Source organism: Sphingobium cyanobacteriorum (assembly GCF_030580935.1).
GTDB classification, from domain to species: Bacteria; Pseudomonadota; Alphaproteobacteria; order Sphingomonadales; family Sphingomonadaceae; genus Sphingobium; species Sphingobium cyanobacteriorum.
In genome coordinates this window covers 1-23,609 of sequence record NZ_JAUQOM010000022.1, presented here as the reverse complement: position 1 = coordinate 23,609, position 23,609 = coordinate 1, and the positions used below count along the sequence as shown (strand labels likewise).

The window sequence follows — 23,609 nt, the reverse complement described above, 5'->3', positions numbered from 1 at the left end:
CGCTGTAGATCCCCACACCTCCCTGACTCGGCAGAAAGGCTTCAAGGTGGACGACTTTTACGCCGCCCGCAGCAGGACTATCCCGCCGCTACCGTGGTCGAATATTGCTCCGCCGTTCTCACAAACAGGTGACATCCGATGTTTACAAGACTTATCAGCGAACATCGCGTCATGCGGGACGCGCCTACGCGGCGCTACCCGGAGGTTGGGCAATGCATCTATTGCTTCAAGAAACCACCAGAGGTGGTGCTGACGGATGAGCATATTATCGCCGATGGCTTGAGGGGCGACTTGTTGCTGCCCAAAGCCAGTTGCGTCGATTGCGCCCACATCACTGGCCGGATTGAGCAGTTGCTCATGCGCAGAATGCTTGAACAGCCGCGCGGCGCGCTTGGTCTTCGTTCTCGCAAGAAGCACGCGCGCAAGCTGGGGATGAAGATGCATGTGAGCCGCGAAGGTGGGCCGGAAATTGAGAAGGAGGTTCCCCATGACGGTATGCCGCCCTTCTTTATCGCGTTTGTGGGCGATCATCCCCCTGGCATTCTAACGGGTGCGCCGCCCGGAACGGAGTGGAGTGGACGGGTCATGATTGCCATGCCAGCCGACGCGCAGGAGCGCGGCAAAGCGGCTTTGGGCAACAGTACGCTACGGTTTGGGTTTCACGTACACGCGGGTGTATTTTCGCAGGCGATTGCCAAGGCAGCCTATGCCTACGCTGTCGCGGAATTGGGCATGAATCAATTCGATCCATTTTTGGCGAACTATTGCATCGCGGATGAGCCTGCGTTCGATAGCCATCACATCGCGGCATTGATGGACATTAGCAGTGACAACGCCCTGCACCATATTTCGCTTCAAACAGCGTATGCCCGGTCATTCACCGCGATTGGGATCACCACGTTCCCTGTGTTCGTTGTCCATGTAAAGCTGTTCACGGAACTGAGCACGCCGCGCTATGTGGTGGTGGTTGGTCGCCCGAAGGCTCCTCAGTAAAACTGCTGGCGAGGAGTTAGTCATGTCGATGGTAAAGGCCAATAAAGACGCAAACTTCCATCTTCTGCATAGCGATACATCGTATCCATCGATCCTTCGAAGAAGGGAATGTCGTGATAATAATGATCGCCATGGGTGACGGCGCACCAGTAAGTGTGGATACAGATCATTTCATCATTTGTTGATTTAGTTTCATGTTCGAAATGAAATAAATTGCTAACGCGTGCATCGCTAACCTCATTCCCATCCTTATCCACCACAGTGACCTTAACACGCAGCCCGCTTTGCTTATCGTCAAACATATAGTCTCCCTTAGCTCTACTTAAGAAACCATTCAGAATGGGAATTGGCAACCAATCAAACGAGCGTTGCCTGTGGCACGCGCTCTACTCCCTGGCGCTCCCGGAACCGCCATGCGTTTCCGCCTTCGGTTGCGATCACTAACGCGGCTTAGGGCCAGCCCTCAGCGCACTTCGGATCGGTTTTCGCCCAGCTTCCTCCACTACGTTCCGTGCAGCCGGTTCCCCGCAAAACCGCCCCTCCGTTTGCACACCCGTCCTCGCCGGAAGGCAGGGTTTCAGAACACCTGAAACCCAAGCCAAACGGAGGAAAACATGGGAGCAACCATCACCACCAGCCAGACCGAACAGCCGAGAATCTATGTCGCCTGCCTTGCCGCTTATAACAACGGCATTCTGCATGGGGCGTGGATCGACGCCGCGCAGGAGGCATGGGCGCTATGGGATGAGGTCGCCGCCATGTTGGCCGCGTCGCCCATCGCCGGGGCCGAGGAATGGGCCATTCATGACCATGAGGGGTTCGGCGGCGTTCGCATCAGCGAACATGCGAGCCTCGACACGGTGACGGAACTGGCAAGCTTCATTGCCGAGCATGGAGCATTGGGCGCGGCGCTGCTCGACCATTGCGACGGCGACCTTGAAGAAGCCCGTAGGGCGTTGGAGGATCGCCACCTTGGCACTTATGCCAGCCTTGCCGATTATGTGCAGGAAGTGACGGAGGAAACCACCGCCATCCCGCAAGCGCTGCGCTACTATATCGACTATCAGGCCATGGCCCGCGATGCTGAAATCAACGGCGACCTTTTCACGGTGCAGATGGGGTGGGATACCGTGCATGTGTTCGCGGGGTGCTGACATGAAGCCGCGAACCTACCTCTTCACGTGGCAGGGCATCGAGATCGAAGCCATCTATGAGCCTCTCAAATGGAAGGTGACCGCGCATTTGGAAATCCGAAGCATTAGCCCAGCGGGCGCGCGGCTCCCCATTACCGACACGGGCTACCGTTCACACTTCCACCGCCCCGGCACCATTGAGGCAGAGGGAGGCAATGTCGTGGCACAGGTCATCGCATGGCTGGACGAGGCAGCGGCGACGGACACCGACTGGACCGCCTATGTCAAAGCCAGCAGGCAGGGGGACTTGTTCAAATAGGAGATTGCGGCCAATAGCCCGATTGACCTCCGCAATTCCATCACGGCACATCGACGCCTCCCCCTACTCCCGCCTGATCTGACGCAATTCAGGGAAGAGAGCGAGCAGCATTTCGGCAACTGCACGGCCCGGATGCGCGGCTACAAAATCGTCCGCAATCTTCAACCGACAATCTAGCGGCAAGCGAGACATATCCGAAGGCTCATTTGCGCCGGTCGAAACCGGTTCGCTTTGCTGGGATAAATCCATAGACGGCTTGCGAAGCCGCCAACGCCGATTGGGATGCCAAGGCTCAGCAGCCATGCGCCAGCTCATCATTACCAGTTTAGAACTGAGAGCGACCATACACCGCTACACGGCCAGCCGCAGCGTGCAATTGCATAGACAGGCAAAAAGCACGCCCTCACTGGCATGTGCTACCAAAAGCGGACACATACTTGGACACACAGCAAATATTGACGCTTGCAAATTGCTGATTTTATTGATAATTTATGCAGATCAACAACAACCTAAATCTGGCGCGTCTACCAGTTTCGCCACGCCCGCATCGGTCGCCGGTCGGCGCGGCATAGAGAAAAGCGGGGGAAGAGGCAAGGGATACTGGCGCGGCGCGTGGAACCGCCGGGCAATGCCATGCGTAGCCCTGTTCGATTACAAAGGAGAGACAGACATGGCCACCCGTCCCGACAGCGCCCCCGACGGCGTTCCGCCACCCGACCGCATCGATCCGCAATCCCCCGACGAGATGCCCGCGCCCGACCAGCCGGTCGAAGCCCCCATGACCGACCCCGATGAGATCACGCCTGTCGGGCCGGATTATGACCAGCCTGACAGCGCGCCCATGGAATTGCCGCCACCCCCCGACTGACGGTACGCCGTGCATGGGCCGTCACATATCCACAATTTTTCTGCACCAGATGGGATCTTTTTATCGGGTGCGAAAAATATACCCCTTCGTCGTCTGGACAGGCCCCTGCATCCATGATTGAAATATGACAAAGACAAGAAATCGGGACAAGAAATCAGGAGAGGCGCGGCTGACAAAAAGGGGGTCAACGTGCATAGGGTTCGCGCTAAACTGGACTGGTTCAAGACGGTCATCCTGCCACAGGAAGCCGCGCTGCGCGGTCGCCTCCGTCGCATCCTGCCCTCTACCCATGAATTGGAAGATATGGTCGCCGAGGTAATGGCCCGCGCCTATGCCACGGAAAATTGGGAAAATGTCACTACCGGCCGCGCCTACCTCTTCACCATTGCCCGCAATCTGGTGATCGACACCGCTCGTCGCAACAAGGTGGTGAGTTTCGAAACGATCGCCGATCTGGAACTGCTGGGTGGCGACAATAATATAGAGGCGCAACTGCATGCCCGCGAAGCGCTGCGCCAGGTCGAGGCGATCGTCGAGTCGCTGCCCACCCAATGTCGCCGCGTATTCATCCTGCGCCGTATTCACGAAAAATCGATGCTGGAAATAGCGGAGGAAATGTCCCTGTCCGTTTCTACTGTTGAAAAACATCTGGCCAAAGCCATCGCGATAGTTATGCGGGCCTGGGCAGAACGTGAGGAAACGGACTTCGAGCGTGCAGGCGTCGGGACCAGGTTCAAGTTGCGGCAACAGGGACGCGATCGAAGCGGAAGCCGCGCGCCTGCTGGCCAGGCTTAACAGCGACCCCAGCTCCCAGGACGAAGCCGATATCTGCGCCTGGATCGAATCCGATCCGCGCCATGCCGTTGCCTTCGCCCGTGCCGAAGCCGCCTGGGAAGCGGCCGAACGGCTGAAAAGCGCAGCCGCCGACGTAACCCTGCCGCCGATGGCGCAAATCGTCAGCGAAGAACAACAGCGTCGCCTGTCCCGCAATATATTGGTCGCCGCCGCCGTCGCGGTCATGCTGTTCATCGTCGCCGCCATCGTCACCGTCCGCACCTTCAGCGGGGTGGATCGATACGAAACGGGCATAGGCCAGATGCGCGACATTGCACTGAGCGATGGCTCCATCCTGCATCTCAACAGCGACAGTCAGGCGGAGGTCCGCTTCACCGACAATGGCCGCAAGGTCCGCATCCTCAAGGGCGAAGCATCCTTTGAAGTCGCGCATGACAAGGCACGGCCTTTCGATGTGGAGGCGCGATCGGCCGTGATCCGGGCGGTTGGCACCGCCTTCAACGTGCGGATGCGCCCTTCCATTGTCGAACTGACCGTGACGCAGGGCACCGTCACCGTCCATTCAGGCGGCAGCGTGGGGCAGAAAGTGGCCGCCGGCAGCGGCGCGGTCATCCAGCCGCGCAGCATTGCCCTCACCCATCTTGGCGCCAAGCTGATCGGCCAGCGCGTCGCCTGGCGGGAACAGATGGTCGAACTGGACGGCGAAACGATCGACCAGGCGGCCAGCGAATTCAATCGTTATCGCGCCGCGCCGATCCTGATCGGCGACACCCGCGTATCGGCCCTGCGCATCGGCGGCCGATTCCGCACCACCGACAGCCGGGAATTTCTGTCAGCGCTGCAATTCAGCCTGCCGATCCGGGTCGTGGATGGAGAGGACGGATCGGTCATGCTGCTCTATCGCGACGAAGAGCCGGCAAGCGCCGGCAATGCCGTCAGCGATTAAGGCGCTACATCGCATTGTCAGCGATGTTCAGCGCATCTTCGAATGTGTCTGGCAGCGGCGGCTGCACCGGCTTGTCGCAGCCAGCCTCCTTCATATGGGCGCGCAAGGCATCCATGCTGCCAAGATTCCAGCGGGCCAGCGGCACACCCAGCGGCCGAAATTCGGATCGGTCGAACAACTGGACGACGTAGGACTGGCACAGTCTGTCCACCTGATCGAGCGTCAGCATGCCCAGGTTCATGACCATCGGCTTTCCCGGCACACCATTGCGGCCGCGGACAAGGTCGGTGACATAGAGGCCGCCGCGCGGATCGACCAGGACGACATCGGCCTCGCTCGAATCGATCAGCTTGTGACTGGCCGCATAAGGCGCGACGAACATATGGGTGCGCCAGACCAGATATCCGCTTGCCAGCGCGGTGATGGCAAGCCCGATGAACAGGGGACGCAGTGCGCCTTCCGGGCGGAAACGCGCCCAGGCAAGGCCCGCCAACAGGCAGAAGGGGCCAATGAAACCATGGGCATAGCGAAAACCCCAGCCATAGCCCTGCGCCAGTGCCAGCATACAGCCGGCAAGGCAGCCCAGTGCCAGCGGCAGCGCGATTTCCTGCCCCCGGATCATGCTGCGCCAACGCATCGCCGCCATGCCCAGCACCGCCAGCGGCACCATCAATATATTGTTCCAGGCGACATAGCGGCTGATGTTGACGAGAGGCTGCCACCGATCGCCCAGACGCTGGAACAGGCTGCCCACCTTGTCGGCAACGCCGGCCGAAGGCCGAACGTCGGCCGGCGCGCCCAGCGCATGGAGCAGGAAGCCCGGCCAGAGCTTGGCCCAGACGATGACGATGGCGACAAGCGTGAACGCATGAAACGCGGCGACGCCCCAGCGTCGCGCCAGCAGCATCCACAGGATGAAAGGCGCAATGAAGATAGGCGGGAAATGCCATTGATGCAGCCCCGCCGCGATCAGCGCGACCACCCCCGCGCTCAGATGCCCGATCACGCCACCGCGCAGCACCAGTGCAAGCCAGACCATGTTGAGCGCGAAATGGCCGGTCATGGCATAGGGGGTCATGGCAGTGACCCAGAGCTGGCTGGATGAAAAGCCCAGCAGCACCGTCACCCACACCGCATCCGGCCTGTCGGGCATCAGGTGCAGCGCCACCCGCCACAGCGCGAACAATCCCGCCATCAGCAGCACTGGCCCGGCGAGGTTGGGATCGCCCAGTTCCCAGAAGATCGCCTGGATGGCGCTGTTCACCGGCAGATAGGCAGCGGTCCAGTAATCCGCCGCGCCAAAGGGCGAGAAGAATTCGGGCATGATCGCCCGGCGATAAGGTTCCCATTCGACCGGGATCGGTCGCGCGAACAGCCCTTCGCGCATATAGGCGGCGGCGAAACGGGCGACTTCCTCGTCCCGGCTGATCGCATAATCCTGGAACAGGGCGTAATGCCCGGCCCAGGCGGCCATGCCGAGCAGCAGGATCAGCGGCACGACGATTCCGGCCGTGGGCTTGGGCAGCGTAAAGCCCTTCCCCTCCGCCCAGGGCGCTGCCAGTGCCAACAGCAATAATGAGCCAAGCAGCGCTGGAAAATCCTGGTCCAGCAACAGGATCACCGCCAGGCTGATGCCCTGCCGATAGGTTACGTGCCACAGGAAGGTCGCGCCCAGCCAAAGCGCCAGGCCAAACGCGCCCGCCAGAAACAGACGACGGGCATGAACATGACCGGCGGCCGTCCCCATGCTCAGCCCTCGACCAGCGCCCGGTTGACGAAAATGCCGTCCATTTCAACCAGCAACGGAAAATGCCCCTTGTTGTTGGCGAAGAAGGCGGAGGGCAGGAACGCGCGCGCCTCCAGCCAGTCGATCATCATGCGATAGCCGGTCCCGCCATCATAGATGGGCCGAACGCCCAGTTCGGTCTGGATGCCCAGCATCCGGTTCAGCACCTCGCCCGCACCTTCGCAAACCGCCAGATCGTGGCCCTGTGTATCCATCTTCAGGAAGGGGCGGGCAAAGCCGTGCTGCACCATCAGTTCGGGCAGCAGCGTGTCGAGCCGGCGGCACTGCATGTCCACCTTGCTCATGACCTTGTTGCGATCGGCGAAGATCGCATCCTGTTCGCCGGACGGCGCTTTGAGCGAACTGAACTGGTCAGCGGCCATGATGTTGAAACTGGCGGTGCCATCGAAATCGGACAGCGCCATGTTGAACACATGCCAGTGGCGGTCGGACGCCGCGCGCTTTGCAAGTTCAGCGAACACGGCCGGGTTCGGCTCGAACGACAGGATAAGCCCCTTATAGCCCGCATCCTTGCGCGCCATGATGGCATATTGGCCGCGATTGGCGCCTACATCGAACAGGCAATCGACCGCGAAGGTCGACAGAAAGCGCCTCAACGCCTGCACTTCTGGATATTGGTGGACCCGCCCCGCCAGAGCAAGGGACAGGGCCAGCCTGCGATCAGAAAGTTCGCGCAGATAACGGTTCATGCCCGCCCGGCCAGCACGGTTTCGTAGATGCCGATCGTCCCCACCGCCATATCCTTCCAGGACCCCATCTCTTCGCCATAAAATCGCGCCCGCGCGCCATAGTCCCGCCTGATGGGCGCGCTTTCGATCAGCGGCAAGAGGGCTTGTGCCAATGCCGGCGCATTTCCCGCCGGCACGCGCACCGCGACCCCGTCCGGCAACTGGCCGAACATGCCCGCGTCGGACGTGACCATTGCCTTGCCATGATGCAGTGCCGAAAGGAAGGCGCCGCTCGAATCGATATGGCGATAGGGAAAGGCGATTATGTCGGCGCGCATCATATGGGCATCAAGCCGGCCTTCGGTCAGGAAACCGAAATCGGTGATCAGGCGGTCGGCAAAGCCTGCCTGCGTTATCGTATCGATCAGCGGCGCCACGTCCATGAAAGGCTTGCCCGCCAGCACCAGTTCGAAGCGATGGCCCGCGCGCCAGAGCCGCAGGCAGGAGTCCAGGAGAATGTCCACGCCCTTATAGGGGCGGATCGTACCAAAGAAGAGCAGGCGCGGCACGGCTGGTGGGGCGATGGCGGCCAGATCGGCGGCATTTGCCGGGGCCAGGCGCATCGGCGGATGCGGCGTCACATGGATGCGCGCGGGATCGACTCCCTGCTCGACCAGCGCGACGCGGGTCGTGTCGCCATGCAATAGCAACGCGTCGAACAGGTCGAGCAGCTTCCGATAGCCGCGCCCCTGCACGCCCGCATCGGCATGATAGGCGTCGGCATTATGGACGGTATGAACCAGACCGACCTTCCCCTTCAGCCGGTTCAGCATCAGCCGGTCGGCGGGCGCGAACGGCAGCCACTGGACATGAACGATGTCGGCTCCGGCCATGGGCGCGATGTCGCCCAGGGCGCAAGCCAGGCCATATTCGGCGGCCTTGGCAATGCGAAAGGCGCGCCCCTCCCCCATCTTTCCGCGCAGCGCTTCGCTGCGGCGGAAGAAATGCGGGCAATAGGCATAGGCTTGCGGCACGATCGCGTCGGTCGGGCGCATCGGGCGGCCGAGCAGCGTCACCTGTGCCCCCTGCCCGGCCAGCGCCGCGCACAGGCTGTCGTCATAGCGCCCGGTAAAGAGCGAGGGATCGAGCATCGCGACCTTCATGCGCGCATCAACCGGCGCAGCGACAGGAGGTGCAGCGCCGCGACACCCACCAGCGTCAACGCATAGAGCGCCAGGAAGCCAAGGTCGAAGCGATCGGGCCAGAGCAGCAGCGCCAGCGGCGCACTGGCCAGCGATCCGGCGAGGAAGGGCAGCGACCGTGCGAGCAAGGCCCCGAACCGGCCCAGCGCCGCCTGGACATAGACCGATACGCACAGGATCGTCAGCGCAGCCAGCGCGACAATGATGAGGACGATGTCCGCCCGGTCGATCGCCGCACGACCATCGAACAGGATGGCGAACAGCCGGTCGCCGGCGACCAGCAGCACCGCCGCCAGCCCGATGGCGAACAGCATCGCAGCAGCGAGCGCCCGCAGCAGCAACTGGCGCAGCCGCACTGCATCGCCCGCATGACAGGCGCGGGTGATGCGCGGCAAGGCCGCCTCCACCATCGCGCGCACCAACATGGACAGCGAACGGGACATCTTGAAGAAGAAATCGAATATCAGCATCGGCCGCGCGTCGGCCGTCACCGCCGCGATGGTGAAATAGGGTGCGTTATAGGCGATGATGTCCGACAGGGTGAAGGCCGCCGAAGCGCCGATGTCGCGCAGATAATGCGCCCGGACATGGCCGCCGCCGACGCGGAAGGCCAGCCAGTGGTGCCGGCGCATGTCCAGCCGGCGATGGACATGGCCGATCGCATAGCCGATCACGATCATGCTGACGACCAGTTGCAGCGCGACCGACAGGCGCGGATCGAGGCCGAGGAGGATGACCAGCAACAGGCCGATCGTCACCACCCGCCGCGCGCAATCCAGCGCTTCCCACAGGAAATTGCCGTCCACCGCCGCCAGCGCCCGCTTGGCGAGCAAGGCCGGCAGGTTGAGGCAGGCGGACAGGAAGAAGAAGAGGAACAGCAGCGGCATCCCAGTCGCCAGCCAGCCCAGCGCCAGCGCGGCGATCAGGATCAGTGTCGCGCCCGCGACCAGCAGGCCGAGGAAAAGGAACAGCACGCCCATCTCCTCCAGCCGGAAGCCGCCATCGCCCTGCCCCGCCCCGTTGCCCAGCCAATGCTGGCGCAACCGGGCGTAGATGATGCTCGTCAGGCCGAATTCGGCCGAAACGGTGAAATTGGCGAAGGCGACGAGCAGCAGGAAGGACTGGAACTCGGCGATCGGCAATGCGCGCACAAAGACGAAGGTGACGGCAAAGCCCCAAACCAGCACCAGCCCCACATTGGCGAGTTTCACCAGGGCCAGGATGCGGGCGCTGCCCTCCATCCGCGCGAGGCGGTTCATGCGGGCTTGCGCGCCCTGAACAGCCGGTCGTCCAGCGCGTAGAAATGGCGCGTATCAGGATCGATCCCGGCAGCGTCGATTTCCTCCAGGTCGAAGCCGGCGGCCCGGATGCGATCAGCGAAATCCGGGCCATATTGGCGGACATGGTCCCATTGCCCGAAGCGGCGCTCGCGTTCGCGCGGGGGCATGTCGAAACTGCCATCCTCGGTCGGCCCGTCCCATAATGGCACGATCAGCCACGCCTCGCCGCCCGGCTTGAGCGCCCGCAATATGTTGCGCAGCACCGCCATGTCGTCGGGCACATGCTCCATCACATGGCTGGCATAGAAGAGGTCGTAACGGTCAACATCAGCCAGTTCCATCAGATCGACGCGGCGCATGTTCGGCACCGTGTAGCGCGCCGGATCGAGATCAGCCGGCACATAGTCGGCGGCGGCGGAAAAGCGCCGCACCAGGCTGGCTTCATTGGGGGCCATGTGCAGGATCGCGCCCTGCACCGGCACGGCCAGACGCCTCTCCCCGATCAGCCAGTTCATCAGCCGCTCGCGCGGGGATGCGCCGCATTGCGGGCAACCCCATTCGCCATTGTCGCCATAGCGGAAAAAGCCAACCACGGTCGCGCCGCAGGCCGGGCAGCCGCGCGTCGCGCGCGCGCCCATAGCCTTGCGGACGTGCAGCGCCGCCTTGGTCAGATGCTTGCCGGCGGCCTTGGCCACCCGCTGGACAGTAATCACCGCATGCTCCGCGCAGGGATATCAATGCGGGCGCTATACTATAAGCGCGGCGATATGCGAGAGGGCTTATGCGCCGTTCAGGCCAGCAAGTCCCGCACCATCGCCGGCACCAGCTCGCTCGCCGGGCCAAGCCGCGCCTCGTCGAAACAGAGGCTGCCCGCCGACGGATCGAGATTGAGTTCCAGCGTGCGCGCGCCGACATGGCGCGCGGTCTGGACGAAGCCGGCGGCGGGATAGACCGCACCCGACGTGCCGATCGACACGAACAGATCCGCGTCCCGGATTGCCGCGTCGATCGCCTCCATCGCATAGGGCATCTCCCCGAAGAACACGATGTCGGGCCGCAGGCTTGGCTGGCCGCAACCGCCGCAGACCGACCCCGGCGGCAGCGGATCGGCCCATGCCACCGCCCGGCCGCAGGCGGCACAGAGCGCGGATTTCAATTCGCCATGCATATGGATCAGCCGCTTCGTCCCTGCGCGCTCATGCAGGTCATCGACATTCTGCGTAACGATCAGCAGCCCGCCGGGCCAGTGCACATCCAGCGCCGCCAGCGCTTCATGCGCGGCATTGGGCCGCACCGCCGCCAGCTTCGCCCGCCGCTCGTCATAGAAGCGATGCACCAGCACCGCGTCGCGCGCCAGCGCTTCGGGCGTGCAGACATCCTCCACCCGATGCCCCTCCCACAGGCCGTCCGGGCCGCGAAAGGTGGCGAGGCCGCTTTCGGCGGAAATGCCTGCCCCGGTGAGGATGACGATGTTGTGGATGTCGCGCATCGCGCCATCCTAAACGGCAAAGAGCACCGCGCCAATGCTGGATGCGGCATCGCCCAACGGCCTTGACGATGCACCGGCGGCAGTCAAGAGTGCCCACCGCCCGATCCGCCAAAATCGCGGCGCTGCGATCCGGCGATAGAGAGAGATTGTCCATGTTGCTGCCCGGCGATCCTGTCCCGTCCTTTCGTGTCCGCAGCCTCGCCAACCCGGACTATTCTTTCCGCAGCACGGCCGGGCGCTATATCGCCATCACCTTCATCGGCAGTTCCGGCGCGCCCGGTGCCATGGCCTTCTATCGCCGGATGCGCGCCGATGCCGGGCCGTTCGATGATGATTTCGCCTGCGCCTTCATCGTCACGAGCGATCCGCACGATGCGGACGGCGAGCGGTTGCAGGAACGCTATCCGGGCCTGCGCATCTTCCTCGATCTGGACCGCAAGGTGGCCGAACTGTTCGGCGCGCTGCGGCCTGAAAAAAATGGCCCGCGGGCGATCGCGGTCTGCACCTGGATCCTCGATCCGGGGCTGCGCGTCATCCGCATGGTGCCCGCCACCGATCTGGCCAGCCATGATGACGAAATCCGCGCGGCGATGGCCGATCTGCCGCCGGTGCACAGGGACAGCGACGCCTGGGCGCCGGTGCTCAAGGTGCCGGGCCTGTTCGAACCGGCGCTCTGTCGCGACCTGATCGCCTATGCCGACCGGCAGGGATTGCGCGAGAGCGGCTTCATGAGCACCGACCCTGCCAACGGCAACACCGTGCTGCAACTCAATCACCGGCATAAGCGCCGCAGCGATTGCATGATCGATGACGCCCGGCTGCGCGAGGCGGTGCAGGCGCGGATCGTCCGGCGACTGGTGCCGCAGGTCGAGCGCGCCTTCCAGTTCCGGGCGACGCGGATGGAGCGCTACATCATCTCTTGCTACGATGCGGGGACGGGCGGCTATTTCCGGCCGCATACCGACAACAGCACGCTGGGCACCGCGCACCGGCGCTTTGCCGTGTCGATCGGCCTCAACGCAGAGGAGTATGAGGGCGGCGACCTGCGCTTCCCGGAGTTCGGATCGCGCACCTACCGCCCGCCGACGGGCGGGGCGATCGTCTTTTCCTGTTCGCTGCTGCACGAGGCGCTGCCGGTGACGCAGGGACGCCGCTTTGCCGTCCTGCCCTTCCTCTATGACGAGGCGGCGGCAAAGGTCAGGCTCGACAATGCGCAGCATCTGGACGACCCGCAGTTGCGCGACAATGTGCTGCGATCGATCGATGCACCCGAAATGCAGGAAAGCTGACGCGCCCCGCGCCAAGCGATGGCATGCCAAGGGATGACAAAGCGCCGCCGCTCTGGCATCGGCCATGGCCGGTTGGATAATGACGGGACGGACATGACGAGCATTGGCATTTTCGGCGCAGCGGGCCGCATGGGACGGGCGATCGCGCAGGTCGCGGCGGAGGCCGGCCTGCCAATCGCAGGCGGGACGGACCGCGATTGCGTGGGTGAGATCGCGCCAGGCATCGCCATCACCGCCGATCCGCTGGCGTTGGCGCAGGCAAGCGACGTGCTGATCGACTTTTCGGTGCCGGGTGCCCTGTCCGCGCATCTGGACGCCTGCATCGCCGCAAGGACGCCGATCCTGATCGGCACCACCGGGCTGGAGGCGGTGCATCATGCGCTGATCGATGCCGCCGCCCGGCATATCCCGGTGCTCCAGACCGGCAACACGTCGCTGGGCGTCAACCTGCTCGCCGCGCTGGTGGAAAAGGCGGCGGCGGGGCTTGGCGACGACTGGGACATAGAGATTGTCGAGATGCATCATCGGCACAAGGTCGATGCGCCATCGGGCACCGCCCTGCTGCTGGGCGAGGCCGCCGCGCGCGGACGTGGCATAGAACTGGCCGCGCATAGCGAGCGCGGGCGCGACGGCATCACCGGCGCACGGGCGACAGGCGCGATCGGCTTTGCCGCGCTGCGCGGCGGATCGGTCGCGGGCGACCATCAGGTGATCTTCGCGGCCGAAGGCGAGCGGATCGAGATCGGCCATCGTGCCGAAAATCGCGTCATCTTCGCGCGCGGTGCGGTGAAGGGCGCGCGCTGGCTGACAGGCCAGCCCGCCGGCCGATATGACATGAAGGCCGTGCTGGGCCTGTAGATGAAAAAAGCCGACATCTTCGACTTTTTCAGCCGGCTGGCCGAAGCCAATCCCGCGCCGGTGACGGAACTGGAATATGGCAATGCCTATCAGTTGCTGGTCGCGGTCACACTGTCGGCGCAGGCTACCGATATTGGCGTCAACAAGGCGACCCGCGCCCTGTTCCACGAGGTCGAGACGCCGCAGCAGATGGTCGACCTGGGCGAAGAGGGGCTGAAGCGGCATATCAGGACGATCGGCCTGTTCAATACCAAGGCGAAGAATGTCATCGGCCTGTCGGAAATATTGGTCCGCGATTTCGGGGGCGAAGTGCCGCAGGATCGCGACACGCTGACCACCCTGCCCGGTGTCGGGCGCAAGACCGCCAATGTCGTGGTCAACACCGCCTTCGGGCAGGAGACGTTCGCGGTCGACACCCATATCTTTCGCGTCGGCAACCGCACCGGCCTGGCGCCGGGCAAGACGGTGCTGGCGGTCGAACAGAAGCTGGACAAGCATGTGCCCCAGCCCTTCCGCCGCGACGCGCACCACTGGCTGATCCTGCACGGCCGCTATGTGTGCAAGGCGCGCAAGCCCGAATGCTGGCGCTGCATCGTTGCCGACCTGTGCCGGTTCAAGCCCAAGACTGCTGCGCCCAGAGTAGCAGGGTCCAAGACGGGAGAGACCAGGGCACCCGACTGAGCACCCGTCCATTCTCATCCCGTTCAGCCATGCAGCGCTAAGGACCGTGACGGAAACAGGTCCGCCATGCCGTCGATTCGGCATGATAAAAGGAGAGACGCCATGTCCATTGTTGCTCACGCCCGGCTTGCACTTGGCCTGGCGATCGCCTGCACCGCCCTGCCTGCCATCGCCAGGGACAAAGCTGATCTCCATGTCCCGAAAGGCGAGGCGATCGACTGCGTCCAGATCCGCTCCATCCAGTCGACCAATGTGCGTGACGACCGGACGATCGACTTCATCATGAACGGCAACAAAGTCTATCGCAACACGCTGCCCAACAGTTGCCCCAGCCTCGGCTTCGAAAAGCGCTTCCTGTACAGGACCAGCCTGTCACAGCTTTGTTCGGTCGACATCATCACTGTGTTGTGGAATGCTGGCCCCGGCTTGCAACCGGGCGCGAGCTGCGGCCTGGGCAAATTTCAGCCGATGGAGAAGGTCGGGAAATAAGAATTGGTGCAAGGCCAATTTGACGCTGGCGCGAGGCCAAGGACTTTGCTAACCGCCCCTCCTGACCAGCGTCATGCACCCATAGCTCAGCTGGATAGAGCGTTGCCCTCCGAAGGCAGACGTCAAGCTCAGAAACGGGAATTATTTGGAGAAAATACTACGTAATTTCATTATCTTAATAGCACGAGCCTTCAAGGCTTCACACTGCAAATTTTTCCGCGTAAGCACTGCGTAAGCACTAAGCACCCGTAGCTCAGCTGGATAGAGTGTCGCCCTCCGAAGGCGAAGGCCACTGGTTCGAATCCAGTCGGGTGCGCCAGCTTCCCCTATTTACCCAAATTTCTGCGATGCAATTCGACTGTTGAAATCAACGGATTTGCGCCGGATCAAGCCCATAGCAGAGACAAGATATTGAGTGGGAGGAGGCGTCCTCCCTGGTCCGAGCCGCCTTGCGTCTCCTCCACACCCACCTCTGCGGGGACACCCCGCAACGCCCCGAGAATCGGAGCGGGGCTGATGACGCGCTCTGTCTCGCAGGCCTGAAGGCCTGCTCCTGAGGGCGCGGCATTTGCTGAGGTAGGCCCCGCACGCACTCTGAACCGGCGATAATGGTTTCATGTGCAGGCAGAAAGCCGACCAGCCCCGCCTTTCCGCTTGCACGAGCAAGAGATCGATCTCCGCCTCCTTTCAGGGTGCGGCTGTTTTGCCTTGGCATTCTCGCTGGCCGCTCGCGCGACACACAGCCTGAGCAGGTGAGAGTGAGAGGATGGCCGGCTTCGCCGTGACGGGATGAGGGTCGAGAGAAAGGCTCGCGGCCGCCCGTCATGGAGGTTTCCCCATGAATATGCAGGTTCTGGATGCTCGCCGCGATGCGAGCGGTGGCTACAAGGTCGATGTCTCACGCGGCCAGCGGGTCGGTCGGGTTTCGTCGGAATGGTTCTCGCGGCCCGATGACGAACGGTTTCTCTCGCTCGGCGATCTGGCGCGGTCCGTGCGTGGACGTTCCGAGCGCAGCCGCACTCGCGTCGTTGAAAGCGCACTCATCCACGTCGACGCAAATCGCAACGATCCCGAGCGCCTGGCGCTGATCCTGCCCGGCGCCGATGCACCCGTCACACCGACCCATTGGAGCTTCGGTCAGCTGGCAAGCCAGGTCGGCGCGCCCGCTGCCTATCTGCGCCAACTGCCTGCGCCCCTCGCGGCGATCAACCTGCAATATGGTCTGACCTCACACCGCGCCGAGCAGATCAAGACGCTCGAAACCGACGATCTAGTTTCCGGGGGCAGGCTGGAACTGCGCGCCGTGACCGGTCCCGATTATGGCCGAATCTACGACCACGAACTCGTCGAAGCCGTGCAGAAGATCGCTGGCAATGGCACGGGCGATACCCGCTGGAAGGTGCCGGGCGTGCTCGATTGGTCGACCGGCCTCTACAATCCCCGTGTCGATATCACGCGCGATACCACCACACTCTATGCGTCGGACCGGGACGTGTTCCTGTTCCTGGTCGATGATCTCAACCCGATCGAGGCGGGACGGCTGCCCGACGGATCGCCGGACCTCTACTTCCGGGGATTCTACTGCTGGAACTCCGAGGTCGGGGCGAAGACGCTCGGCATGGCGAGCTTCTATCTGCGCGCGGTCTGCCAGAACCGGAACCTCTGGGGCGTCGAGGACTTCGAGGAAATCAGCATCCGGCACAGCAAGTATGCGGCGAACCGCTTTGCCCACGAAGCCGCACCGGCACTGGAGGGCTTCGCCAACTCCTCGCCGCTGCCGTTCGTCAACGGTATCAAGGCAGCGCGCGAACGAATTGTCGCCCGCACGGATGATGACCGCAGCGACTTCCTGCGGGCGCGCGGGTTCTCCAAGGCCGAGACTGGCAAGATCATCGAAACCGTGCTGGCCGAGGAAGGTCGCCCGCCTGAGTCCATCTTCGACTTCGTGCAGGGGATCACCGCGCTGGCCCGCGACAAGGCCCACCAGGACGCCCGCCTCGATATGGAGGGCAAGGCGAAGAAGCTGCTCGACCGGGTTCATTGAGCCCGGACCATCCCGGTGTTTCTCCAGCACTGCGCTGCCTTCTCCAGAGTGAGAGGGCGGCGCTGCGCTTCGTGACGGGTCGAGGCCGAGAGAGAGGCTCCCGGCGGCCCGTCATGGAGAAAACCCATGACCAAGTCCCAAACCAAGTCGCTGCCCAAGCTCGTGCTCAGTTCCTCGCGCGACATTCCTTTTTCCCAGCTGGTGCTGAGCCAGAAGAACGTCCGGCGCGTGAAGGCGGGCCTCTCGATCGAGGATCTCGCCGACGACATCTACCGCCGCACCCTGCTCCAGAGCCTCAACGTCCGCGCCATGCTCGATGACGATGGCAAGGAGACCGGCATGTTCGAGGTTCCTGCGGGCGGGCGCCGCTTCCGCGCGCTCGAACTGCTGGTGAAGTCCAAGCGGATGGCGAAGGATCAACCGGTTCCGTGCGTGGTCCGCGAAGCCGGTATCGCCGAGGAAGACTCACTCGCCGAAAACGTCATGCGGGTCGCCCTTCACCCGCTCGACCAGTTCCGCGCCTTCAGCGCGCTGATCGAAGCGGGGCTGTCCGAAGAGGACATTGCGGCCCGCTTCTTCGTCTCGGTTTCGACCGTGCGGCAGCGACTGCGCCTCGCCTCGGTCTCGCCCACGCTGCTCGACATCTACGGCGAGGATGGCATGACGCTTGAGCAGCTCATGGCCTTCTCGGTCACCGAAAACCATGCACGCCAGGAACAGGTCTGGGACCAGGTCAACAACGGCCAACACATTTCGTCTCACCACATCCGTCGGCTGCTGACCGAAGATGCGATTCCTGCGGCCGATCGGCGAGTGCGGTTCATCGGCATCGACAGCTACACCGAAGCCGGCGGCCATGTGATGCGCGACCTGTTCTCCGCCGATGGCGATGGCTGGCTGCAGGATCCCGCACTGGTCGAACTGCTGGTGAATGACAAGCTGGCGTCGATCGCTCAGGAGATCGGCGGCGAAGGCTGGAAATGGGTCGAGGCAGCCATCGACCTGCCGTTCGGCTGCGAACGCGGCAAGCGCCGCATCATCGGCATGACGGTTCCGCTGACCGACGAGGAACAGGCCCGGCTCGATGTCCTCGTCGAGGAATACGACGCCATCGGCGAGGAATATCGCGATGGCTGCGACCTGCCCGACGCGGTCGACGCCCGGTTGACCGAGATCGATGCCGAACTGACCACGTTGAACTGCCGACCTGCCGTCTTCGATCCGGAAGAGCAGGCTTGCGCGGGCGTATTCGTTTCGCTCGCCCACGATGGGCGCCTGCGGATCGACCGGGGCTATGTCCGGCCTGAAGATGAGCCGGTTGCCGAAGGCGACGGTTCGTCAGTCAGCGCCGAGACTGGTGACCTCGTTTCCGGTCCGGTAATCACCGTGGCCGGTCAGGTGCAGGACGAGCAGGCTGCGGACGACGAGGACGATGCCATCCGTCCGTTGCCCGATCGGCTCGTTTCCGAACTCACCGCCGAACGCACGCTGGCGCTGCGCGAAGCTCTCGCCCATGCACCGGACGCAGCCTTCATCGCGCTGCTGCACGCTTTGTGTCTGTCGGTGTTCCGCTCGCACGGGCAGTCGGGCTGCGTTCAGATCGGCGTGACCCAGTCGTGGCTCGGCAACGCGGCCCCGAGCCTGCGCGATTCCGTTTGGAGCACCAGCATCCAGGCCCGGCATGAGCAGTGGGAGGCACGCCTGCCCGACGAACCCGGCGCACTGTGGGCGGCACTCGTCGCACTGGCTTACGAGGAGCAGATGGCGCTGCTCGCCCATTGCGTCTCGCTTGGAGTCAACGCCCTGTTCGAAGCGGTCAAGGGCTACGACTGTCGCATCTCGGCGCACACTGTTGCCCAGCGGATCAGCGCTGCCGATGCGCTTGCTTGCGTTGTCGGGCTCGACATGGCTGAGGCGGGTTGGACGCCGACAGTCGACAACTACCTCGGCCGTGTCACCAAGCCGCGGATCATCGAAGCCGTCCGCGAAGCCAAGGGCGATTCCACCGCCGTGCTGATCGAACACCTGAAAAAGGGCGACATGGCCCGCGAGGCCGAACGTCTGCTCGAAGGCACAGGCTGGCTGCCCGAACCGCTGCGGCTGCCGGTCATCGAACCGACCGAGGCGGAGGTCGGGGATCTTCCCGACTTCCTCGCGGGCGATGATGGCACTGAGGAAACCGGGGCCGAAGATGCCTACGCAATCGCCGCCGAATGACCTCCTGCGCGGGGCGGCACGGAGCCGTCCCGCGCACTATCCCGACTGAAGCACAGCATTCCCATGCGGATGCGCCCATCAAAGGAATTCGACATGACCACCATTCAACCGGCAAGCCCGGAACCCCAAGTCACGCCCTTCACATTCGATTTCACATTCGATTATGACGCCTGGATCGCAGAGGACGCCAAGCGCCGCGCGGCGTTTGCCGAAGAACTCGTCGGGCTCAAAGCCAGCCTGTTCGACTTCCTGCAAGCGAAGAGCATCATCCTCGTGACGGTCGATTTTGACGGCAGCGGCGACAGCGGCCAGATCGAAGACATGTTCGCCTTCGATGCGCAAGGCGAGGTCGCGTTGCCCGAGGACAAGCTGTCGGTTGCTGGGGCCAATTCCCCAGCTGACGGCGATGCTGACGAGCGCGGCCGCGTCAAGGATGTGATCGAAACGCTCGCCTACGACCTGCTCGAAGGTGAGCATGGCGGATGGGAAAATAATGAAGGCGCTTATGGCGAGTTCCGTTTCGATGTGACGGAGCGAATCATCACGCTTGGCTACCACGAACGGATGATGGCCACCGAATATTCCGAAACGACCTGGTGAGGAGGCGACGATGGGACATTGCTATCACCATGCGCTTTCGAGCGTCCGCCAATGGGGCGGTGAGCCGAACGACTATCTCGCTCTCCACCAATGGTTCGACGAGAGCAAATCGATCACCGCCGATTTTCGGCACCGGGCACTGCGCCACCATGCCGAGGGCATCTTCATGCTCGAACGCTTCTTCGGCGCAACGATTACGGTGTCGTCGGGGCGCGTCGTCCCGGTGCGGCTGATCGGCGAACGCCATGTGATCGAGGACTTGGGGTTCATTTCGAGCTTCGCCGACTGGGTGCGCTGCATTCGGCCCGAACCGTGGATGGGACGTGCGCAGCCGATCCACAAATTGGTCGATCCGTTCGAGGCCGTTGCGGCCTGACATTTCGTCACACCAATCCAAACCAACCAACGCCCTCGGCCCACCCGCCGAGGGCATTTTCATATGAAGGAGCCACAAGATGGCTGACTATTACACTCCTACGGTTGTTGATCCGATGATCCCGCTCGCCGCCATGCTGCCGATCGAGCGGATGTTCCTCGCGCAGGTGTTCGACGAAGAACTGACAAGCGAAACCGCCTATTATTACAGCGAAGAGGGCGCGAGCGACCTGATCTCTCTGCCGTCGGCCGACGTTCGCGCAGCGCTTGATGCCGCCACGCCTGAAACTAGCCGCCTCGCCCAAAAGCTGATCGACGAGCAGCCCGATGCCATTTTGGGCGAGGACGACATCGACCTCGACATGTGCGGTGACCTCTGGCCCGACGTGCTACAGGACATCGTGCGCCGCTCGCCCGATCTCGACCACCTGACCGTCACCATGGCGTTCACAGCCACGAAGATGCGGCCCGATGGCTTTGGCGGGCTCGCCATGCTGATCACCGCAGCGACCATCCGGTCGGAATCGACCCACACGCTGTTCGACCGCTTCTACAAGGAAGCCGCCGCCAACGGGGAGATCAGCCATGGCGATTCCTGATTATGCCCGCGCCAATTTCGAGACGCTGTTGAAGGCGGCGAAAGCTGGCGATCTCGCGCTGATGGAATGTACCGAGGTCGCGAGCGGCGAGACCCGCTATGTCATGTGCGCGGTCGGCCGTGGCGCCGATCAGGATGGGGGCGACTATGTGATGACGCCATTTGGTCATCTCGCTCCCGGCAACCCTTACGAAACCTACATCCCGCCCGCCTGATCGCAGGGCCGGACCACTCAATCTCTCCATTCAAAGGAACAATCCCATGACCATTTCGCCTTTGGCGGGTGCCTCAACGCGCCCGCTTGCCTCCGCTTGCCCGGAGCAAACTGCTGCCTCGATCATTGCCGCAGCCCATGACCTGCTCGGCCATCTTGCCGCCGGGCGCCGGATCGATGCCCCGGCCATTCGCACCGCGATGCAATCCGCCTTTGGCGCCAGCGATGCGAGCGGTGCCTGGGACTGGAAAGCCGCCTACGAAGCGGTCGAGGTCGCCCAGCTGCTCTTCATGCGCCGCTATGGCCCGGCGATCCATGGCAGGACCGCGAATCCCTTCGAACAGCTGAAGCTGGTCGAACGCCTTGCCCGGCTCGCACCGACCCAGACCCGGCGCAGCGAAGAAATGCTCAGCTTTCAGCAATTTTCGACCCCATTGGGCCTCGCATGGGTGGCCGGGTTCGCGGCAGACCTCCGCCCGGGCGAGTTGGTGCTCGAACCTTCAGCGGGCACCGGGTTGCTGGCAATCCAGGCCGAACTAGCCGGGTGCCGGTTGGCTGTGAACGAAGTTGCGGAGGTGCGGGCGGCGCTGCTTGGCAGTCTGTTCGAAGGCTCGAGCGTCTCGATGCACGACGCCGCGCAGATCCATGACCGGCTCGCCGCGGGCCTGGTTCCGAGCTGCATCGTCATGAACCCGCCCTTCTCGACCGCACTCCATGTCGAGACCCGTGTGGCCGACGCAGCTTTCCGCCATCTGTCATCGGCGATTGCCCGGCTTGGCGGTGGCGGGCGGCTCGTTGCGATAACCGGGGCCAATTGCGCGCCCGGTCACAAGGCGTGGCGCGATGGCTTCATCCGGATGCAAGACAACGCCCGCGTCGTGTTCACCGCGACGATCGCTGGCAGCGTGTTCGCGCCGCACGGCACTTCGGTCGAAACCCGGTTGACGGTGATCGACAAGGTACCTTCGGACGATCCAGCGCAGTTTCCGGTATCGCCGGGCATGGCCCCCGATCTTGCGACCTTGCTGCGCTGGCTGACGGGCAGCCTTCCGCCACGTCAGCCCATAGCAGCATCGGCGATTCAGCCGCTGAGGACACCCCGCAGTTCGCCTGCCATCAAAGCGGCAGGTTCGAAGCCTAAATTGGTCTCGGCTCCGGCGCGTGAGCCATCGGGCGCTCCACTGGAATATGAGTTGATCGACTGGCAGTCGCCCAGCGACGGCAAGCTCTCCGATACTCTCTATGAGCCTTACACGCTCCAATCGATCCACATCGCGGGTGCCCAGCCGCATCCGACCCGCCTAGTGCAATCGGCAGCAATGTCCTCGGTCGCGCCGCCCAAGCCGAGTTACCGCCCGCATCTGCCTGCGGGCCTCGTCGAACAGGGACTGCTGTCCGACGCCCAGCTGGAATCGGTGATCTATGCGGGCGAGGCTCATGCCGATCTCCTTGCTGGCAAATGGTCGGTCGATGCGACCTGGGACAAGGTCGAGGCCGCTCCCGACGACTGCGACACCGCTGTCCGGTTCCGCAAAGGCTGGTTCCTCGGCGACGGCACGGGCGCGGGCAAGGGTCGCCAGGTTGCGGGCATATTGCTCGACAATTGGCTCAAGCGCCGCAGGCGTGCGGTCTGGATCTCGAAGTCCGACAAGCTGCTCGAAGATGCCCAGCGCGACTGGAAGGCCTTGGGTCAGGAGCCATTGCTCGTCACCCCGCTCGCACGCTTCCGGCAAGGCACGCCGATCCGGCTTGAACAGGGCATCCTTTTTACAACCTATGCCACGCTACGCTCCGACGCGCGCGAGAACCGGGTTTCGCGGGTCCAGCAGATCGTCGATTGGCTGGGCACCGACTTCAACGGGGTCATTGTCTTCGACGAAAGCCATGCGATGCAGAATGCCGGTGGCGGCAAGTCAGACCGGGGCGATTCCGCACCCTCGCAGCAGGGGCGCGCCGGGCTTCGCCTGCAACACGCGCTGCCCGACGCCCGCATCCTCTACGTCTCGGCCACCGGCGCGACAACGGTCGAGAACCTTGCCTATGCGCAGCGGCTCGGCCTGTGGGGCGGTGCGGACTTCCCGTTCGACAAGCGCACCGATTTCATCGCAGCCATCGAAGCGGGCGGGGTCGCGGCAATGGAAGTGCTGGCACGCGACCTGAAGGCACTCGGCCTCTATGCCGCCCGCTCGCTGTCCTACGAAGGCGTCGAATATGAACTGGTCGAGCATCAGCTGACTTCCGAGCAGGTGCGCATCTACGATGCCTACGCCGGGGCCTTCCAAGTGATTCACAACAATCTCGACGCCGCACTGGAGGCCGCAAACGTCACCAGCAGCGAAGGCACCTCGAACGCGCAGGCCAAGTCCGCGGCCCGTTCGGCCTTCGAATCTGCCAAGCAGCGCTTTTTCAACCATCTGATCACCGCGATGAAGACGCCGACGCTGATGACGGCGATCGACCAAGGGCTGGCCGACGGCCACGCCGCTGTGGTGCAGATCGTCTCGACCGGGGAAGCGTTGCTGTCGCGCCGCCTCGCAGACATCGATCCGGGCGAATGGAACGACGTTCAGATTGACATCACGCCGCGTGAATATGTCTAATGTGGAGCTCCACATTAAACGTATTCTTTGCAGTCGCAGTTTATGTCGAGCGTGGCGGCGAGAGACGCAGGTTTCCTTCGGTTTTCCATGATTTCACTCCAGATAATATGCGGGTTAGAGGGAGTGTTCGAAGACGGGTCAGGC

General features: G+C 63.2%; 25 protein-coding genes and 1 tRNA gene. 18 read left to right on the top strand and 8 right to left on the bottom strand.

The genetic code is table 11. The features are described 5' to 3' along the window. The first annotated feature begins 138 nt into the window (after window positions 1–138). Window positions 139–993, top strand: coding sequence for a hypothetical protein (locus Q4610_RS20065; RefSeq protein ID WP_304537644.1), 855 nt, complete (start codon window positions 139–141; stop codon window positions 991–993). 20 nt (window positions 994–1,013) lie between these two features. On the opposite strand, the gene Q4610_RS20060 is transcribed toward Q4610_RS20065, so the two are convergent. After that, window positions 1,014–1,295, bottom strand: a complete 282-nt coding sequence (locus Q4610_RS20060; protein ID WP_304537643.1) for a hypothetical protein — start codon at window positions 1,293–1,295, stop codon at window positions 1,014–1,016. A 312-nt stretch (window positions 1,296–1,607) separates the two neighbouring features. Between Q4610_RS20060 and Q4610_RS20055 the strand changes: the two genes are divergently transcribed. The 5 genes from Q4610_RS20055 to Q4610_RS20035 all read left to right on the top strand — a co-directional run bounded on the left by Q4610_RS20055 (window position 1,608) and on the right by Q4610_RS20035 (window position 5,054). Then, a complete protein-coding gene (locus tag Q4610_RS20055) occupies window positions 1,608–2,147 on the top strand; it encodes an antirestriction protein ArdA (protein ID WP_304537642.1) in 540 nt (179 codons plus the stop codon). Between the two features lies 1 nt (window position 2,148). Beyond that, window positions 2,149–2,445 (top strand): hypothetical protein, encoded by a 297-nt coding sequence (locus tag Q4610_RS20050; protein ID WP_304537641.1) that lies wholly within the window; start codon window positions 2,149–2,151, stop codon window positions 2,443–2,445. Window positions 2,446–3,115: 670 nt separating this feature from the next. After that, window positions 3,116–3,313: a hypothetical protein gene (locus tag Q4610_RS20045; protein WP_304537640.1), complete on the top strand. Its 198-nt coding sequence runs from the start codon at window positions 3,116–3,118 to the stop codon at window positions 3,311–3,313. Between the two features lie 189 nt (window positions 3,314–3,502). Continuing rightward, complete coding sequence (locus tag Q4610_RS20040) at window positions 3,503–4,108, top strand: sigma-70 family RNA polymerase sigma factor (RefSeq protein WP_336622884.1); 606 nt, start codon at window positions 3,503–3,505, stop codon at window positions 4,106–4,108. Next, the gene (locus tag Q4610_RS20035; protein WP_304537645.1) at window positions 4,026–5,054 is read left to right on the top strand and encodes a FecR family protein; all 1,029 of its coding nucleotides are present in this window, start codon (window positions 4,026–4,028) and stop codon (window positions 5,052–5,054) included. The genes Q4610_RS20040 and Q4610_RS20035 overlap by 83 nt, the downstream gene beginning before the upstream one ends. A 4-nt stretch (window positions 5,055–5,058) precedes the next feature. On the opposite strand, the gene Q4610_RS20030 is transcribed toward Q4610_RS20035, so the two are convergent. From Q4610_RS20030 to Q4610_RS20005, 6 genes are all read right to left on the bottom strand, one after another. Beyond that, window positions 5,059–6,801 (bottom strand): MFS transporter, encoded by a 1,743-nt coding sequence (locus tag Q4610_RS20030; RefSeq protein WP_304537638.1) that lies wholly within the window; start codon window positions 6,799–6,801, stop codon window positions 5,059–5,061. A 2-nt stretch (window positions 6,802–6,803) separates the two neighbouring features. After that, window positions 6,804–7,550 carry an FkbM family methyltransferase gene (locus Q4610_RS20025; protein WP_304537637.1) on the bottom strand — a complete coding sequence of 249 codons (747 nt, stop codon included), beginning with the start codon at window positions 7,548–7,550 and terminating at the stop codon, window positions 6,804–6,806. Continuing rightward, on the bottom strand, window positions 7,547–8,692 hold the full coding sequence (locus tag Q4610_RS20020; RefSeq protein WP_304537636.1) for a glycosyltransferase family 4 protein: 1,146 nt from the start codon (window positions 8,690–8,692) through the stop codon (window positions 7,547–7,549). The genes Q4610_RS20025 and Q4610_RS20020 overlap by 4 nt, the downstream gene beginning before the upstream one ends. After that, the gene (locus Q4610_RS20015) at window positions 8,689–9,990 is read right to left on the bottom strand and encodes a hypothetical protein (protein WP_304537635.1); all 1,302 of its coding nucleotides are present in this window, start codon (window positions 9,988–9,990) and stop codon (window positions 8,689–8,691) included. Before Q4610_RS20015 ends, Q4610_RS20020 begins: the two co-directional genes overlap by 4 nt. Continuing rightward, the gene (locus Q4610_RS20010; protein WP_304537634.1) at window positions 9,987–10,724 is read right to left on the bottom strand and encodes a class I SAM-dependent methyltransferase; all 738 of its coding nucleotides are present in this window, start codon (window positions 10,722–10,724) and stop codon (window positions 9,987–9,989) included. The genes Q4610_RS20015 and Q4610_RS20010 overlap by 4 nt, the downstream gene beginning before the upstream one ends. A 77-nt stretch (window positions 10,725–10,801) precedes the next feature. Continuing rightward, window positions 10,802–11,500, bottom strand: a complete 699-nt coding sequence (locus Q4610_RS20005; protein WP_304537633.1) for an NAD-dependent deacylase — start codon at window positions 11,498–11,500, stop codon at window positions 10,802–10,804. A gap of 152 nt (window positions 11,501–11,652) precedes the next feature. On the opposite strand from Q4610_RS20005, the gene Q4610_RS20000 reads away from it, so the two are divergent. The 11 genes from Q4610_RS20000 to Q4610_RS19950 all read left to right on the top strand — a co-directional run bounded on the left by Q4610_RS20000 (window position 11,653) and on the right by Q4610_RS19950 (window position 20,866). After that, window positions 11,653–12,789: a 2OG-Fe(II) oxygenase gene (locus tag Q4610_RS20000; protein ID WP_304537632.1), complete on the top strand. Its 1,137-nt coding sequence runs from the start codon at window positions 11,653–11,655 to the stop codon at window positions 12,787–12,789. A 93-nt stretch (window positions 12,790–12,882) separates the two neighbouring features. Further along, on the top strand, window positions 12,883–13,647 hold the full coding sequence (gene dapB, locus Q4610_RS19995; RefSeq protein ID WP_304537631.1) for a 4-hydroxy-tetrahydrodipicolinate reductase: 765 nt from the start codon (window positions 12,883–12,885) through the stop codon (window positions 13,645–13,647). Then, complete coding sequence (nth, locus tag Q4610_RS19990) at window positions 13,648–14,328, top strand: endonuclease III (RefSeq protein WP_304537630.1); 681 nt, start codon at window positions 13,648–13,650, stop codon at window positions 14,326–14,328. Between the two features lie 102 nt (window positions 14,329–14,430). Next, the gene (locus tag Q4610_RS19985; RefSeq protein WP_304537629.1) at window positions 14,431–14,817 is read left to right on the top strand and encodes a hypothetical protein; all 387 of its coding nucleotides are present in this window, start codon (window positions 14,431–14,433) and stop codon (window positions 14,815–14,817) included. Between the two features lie 242 nt (window positions 14,818–15,059). Then, a tRNA-Arg gene (locus tag Q4610_RS19980) sits at window positions 15,060–15,136 on the top strand. A gap of 519 nt (window positions 15,137–15,655) precedes the next feature. Beyond that, on the top strand, window positions 15,656–16,861 hold the full coding sequence (locus tag Q4610_RS19975; protein ID WP_304537628.1) for a DUF932 domain-containing protein: 1,206 nt from the start codon (window positions 15,656–15,658) through the stop codon (window positions 16,859–16,861). A gap of 126 nt (window positions 16,862–16,987) precedes the next feature. After that, window positions 16,988–19,078 (top strand): ParB/RepB/Spo0J family partition protein, encoded by a 2,091-nt coding sequence (locus tag Q4610_RS19970; protein WP_304537627.1) that lies wholly within the window; start codon window positions 16,988–16,990, stop codon window positions 19,076–19,078. Window positions 19,079–19,171: 93 nt separating this feature from the next. Continuing rightward, the gene (locus tag Q4610_RS19965) at window positions 19,172–19,678 is read left to right on the top strand and encodes a DUF6878 family protein (protein ID WP_304537626.1); all 507 of its coding nucleotides are present in this window, start codon (window positions 19,172–19,174) and stop codon (window positions 19,676–19,678) included. A 10-nt stretch (window positions 19,679–19,688) separates the two neighbouring features. Beyond that, on the top strand, window positions 19,689–20,054 hold the full coding sequence (locus tag Q4610_RS19960; RefSeq protein ID WP_304537625.1) for a DUF6915 family protein: 366 nt from the start codon (window positions 19,689–19,691) through the stop codon (window positions 20,052–20,054). A 79-nt stretch (window positions 20,055–20,133) separates the two neighbouring features. Further along, the gene (locus Q4610_RS19955; protein ID WP_304537624.1) at window positions 20,134–20,652 is read left to right on the top strand and encodes a hypothetical protein; all 519 of its coding nucleotides are present in this window, start codon (window positions 20,134–20,136) and stop codon (window positions 20,650–20,652) included. Next, window positions 20,639–20,866 (top strand): DUF6117 family protein, encoded by a 228-nt coding sequence (locus Q4610_RS19950; protein WP_304537623.1) that lies wholly within the window; start codon window positions 20,639–20,641, stop codon window positions 20,864–20,866. Before Q4610_RS19955 ends, Q4610_RS19950 begins: the two co-directional genes overlap by 14 nt. Before the next feature lie 73 nt (window positions 20,867–20,939). Here Q4610_RS19950 and Q4610_RS19945 read toward each other — a convergent pair whose 3' ends face one another. After that, window positions 20,940–21,287, bottom strand: coding sequence for a hypothetical protein (locus Q4610_RS19945; RefSeq protein ID WP_304537622.1), 348 nt, complete (start codon window positions 21,285–21,287; stop codon window positions 20,940–20,942). Between the two features lie 27 nt (window positions 21,288–21,314). On the opposite strand from Q4610_RS19945, the gene Q4610_RS19940 reads away from it, so the two are divergent. Beyond that, a complete protein-coding gene (locus Q4610_RS19940) occupies window positions 21,315–23,465 on the top strand; it encodes a strawberry notch-like NTP hydrolase domain-containing protein (protein ID WP_304537621.1) in 2,151 nt (716 codons plus the stop codon). The last annotated feature ends 144 nt before the right edge of the window (window positions 23,466–23,609 follow it).

Excerpts from the sequence above, each read along its gene's own strand:
- Q4610_RS20000 (WP_304537632.1), top strand. The coding sequence starts at position 11,653 with ATGTTGCTGCCCGGCGATCCTGTCCCGTCCTTTCGTGTCCGCAGCCTC.
- Q4610_RS19950 (WP_304537623.1), top strand. The coding sequence starts at position 20,639 with ATGGCGATTCCTGATTATGCCCGCGCCAATTTCGAGACGCTGTTGAAG.
- Q4610_RS19955 (WP_304537624.1), top strand. The coding sequence starts at position 20,134 with ATGGCTGACTATTACACTCCTACGGTTGTTGATCCGATGATCCCGCTC.
- Q4610_RS20065 (WP_304537644.1), top strand. The coding sequence starts at position 139 with ATGTTTACAAGACTTATCAGCGAACATCGCGTCATGCGGGACGCGCCT.
- Q4610_RS19970 (WP_304537627.1), top strand. The coding sequence starts at position 16,988 with ATGACCAAGTCCCAAACCAAGTCGCTGCCCAAGCTCGTGCTCAGTTCC.
- Q4610_RS20005 (WP_304537633.1), bottom strand. The coding sequence starts at position 11,500 with ATGCGCGACATCCACAACATCGTCATCCTCACCGGGGCAGGCATTTCC.
- Q4610_RS20060 (WP_304537643.1), bottom strand. The coding sequence starts at position 1,295 with ATGTTTGACGATAAGCAAAGCGGGCTGCGTGTTAAGGTCACTGTGGTG.
- Q4610_RS19960 (WP_304537625.1), top strand. The coding sequence starts at position 19,689 with ATGGGACATTGCTATCACCATGCGCTTTCGAGCGTCCGCCAATGGGGC.
- Q4610_RS20015 (WP_304537635.1), bottom strand. The coding sequence starts at position 9,990 with ATGAACCGCCTCGCGCGGATGGAGGGCAGCGCCCGCATCCTGGCCCTG.
- Q4610_RS20020 (WP_304537636.1), bottom strand. The coding sequence starts at position 8,692 with ATGAAGGTCGCGATGCTCGATCCCTCGCTCTTTACCGGGCGCTATGAC.
- Q4610_RS19985 (WP_304537629.1), top strand. The coding sequence starts at position 14,431 with ATGTCCATTGTTGCTCACGCCCGGCTTGCACTTGGCCTGGCGATCGCC.
- Q4610_RS20055 (WP_304537642.1), top strand. The coding sequence starts at position 1,608 with ATGGGAGCAACCATCACCACCAGCCAGACCGAACAGCCGAGAATCTAT.
- Q4610_RS20025 (WP_304537637.1), bottom strand. The coding sequence starts at position 7,550 with ATGAACCGTTATCTGCGCGAACTTTCTGATCGCAGGCTGGCCCTGTCC.
- Q4610_RS20045 (WP_304537640.1), top strand. The coding sequence starts at position 3,116 with ATGGCCACCCGTCCCGACAGCGCCCCCGACGGCGTTCCGCCACCCGAC.
- nth (WP_304537630.1), top strand. The coding sequence starts at position 13,648 with ATGAAAAAAGCCGACATCTTCGACTTTTTCAGCCGGCTGGCCGAAGCC.
- dapB (WP_304537631.1), top strand. The coding sequence starts at position 12,883 with ATGACGAGCATTGGCATTTTCGGCGCAGCGGGCCGCATGGGACGGGCG.
- Q4610_RS19975 (WP_304537628.1), top strand. The coding sequence starts at position 15,656 with ATGAATATGCAGGTTCTGGATGCTCGCCGCGATGCGAGCGGTGGCTAC.
- Q4610_RS19965 (WP_304537626.1), top strand. The coding sequence starts at position 19,172 with ATGACCACCATTCAACCGGCAAGCCCGGAACCCCAAGTCACGCCCTTC.
- Q4610_RS20050 (WP_304537641.1), top strand. The coding sequence starts at position 2,149 with ATGAAGCCGCGAACCTACCTCTTCACGTGGCAGGGCATCGAGATCGAA.
- Q4610_RS20030 (WP_304537638.1), bottom strand. The coding sequence starts at position 6,801 with ATGGGGACGGCCGCCGGTCATGTTCATGCCCGTCGTCTGTTTCTGGCG.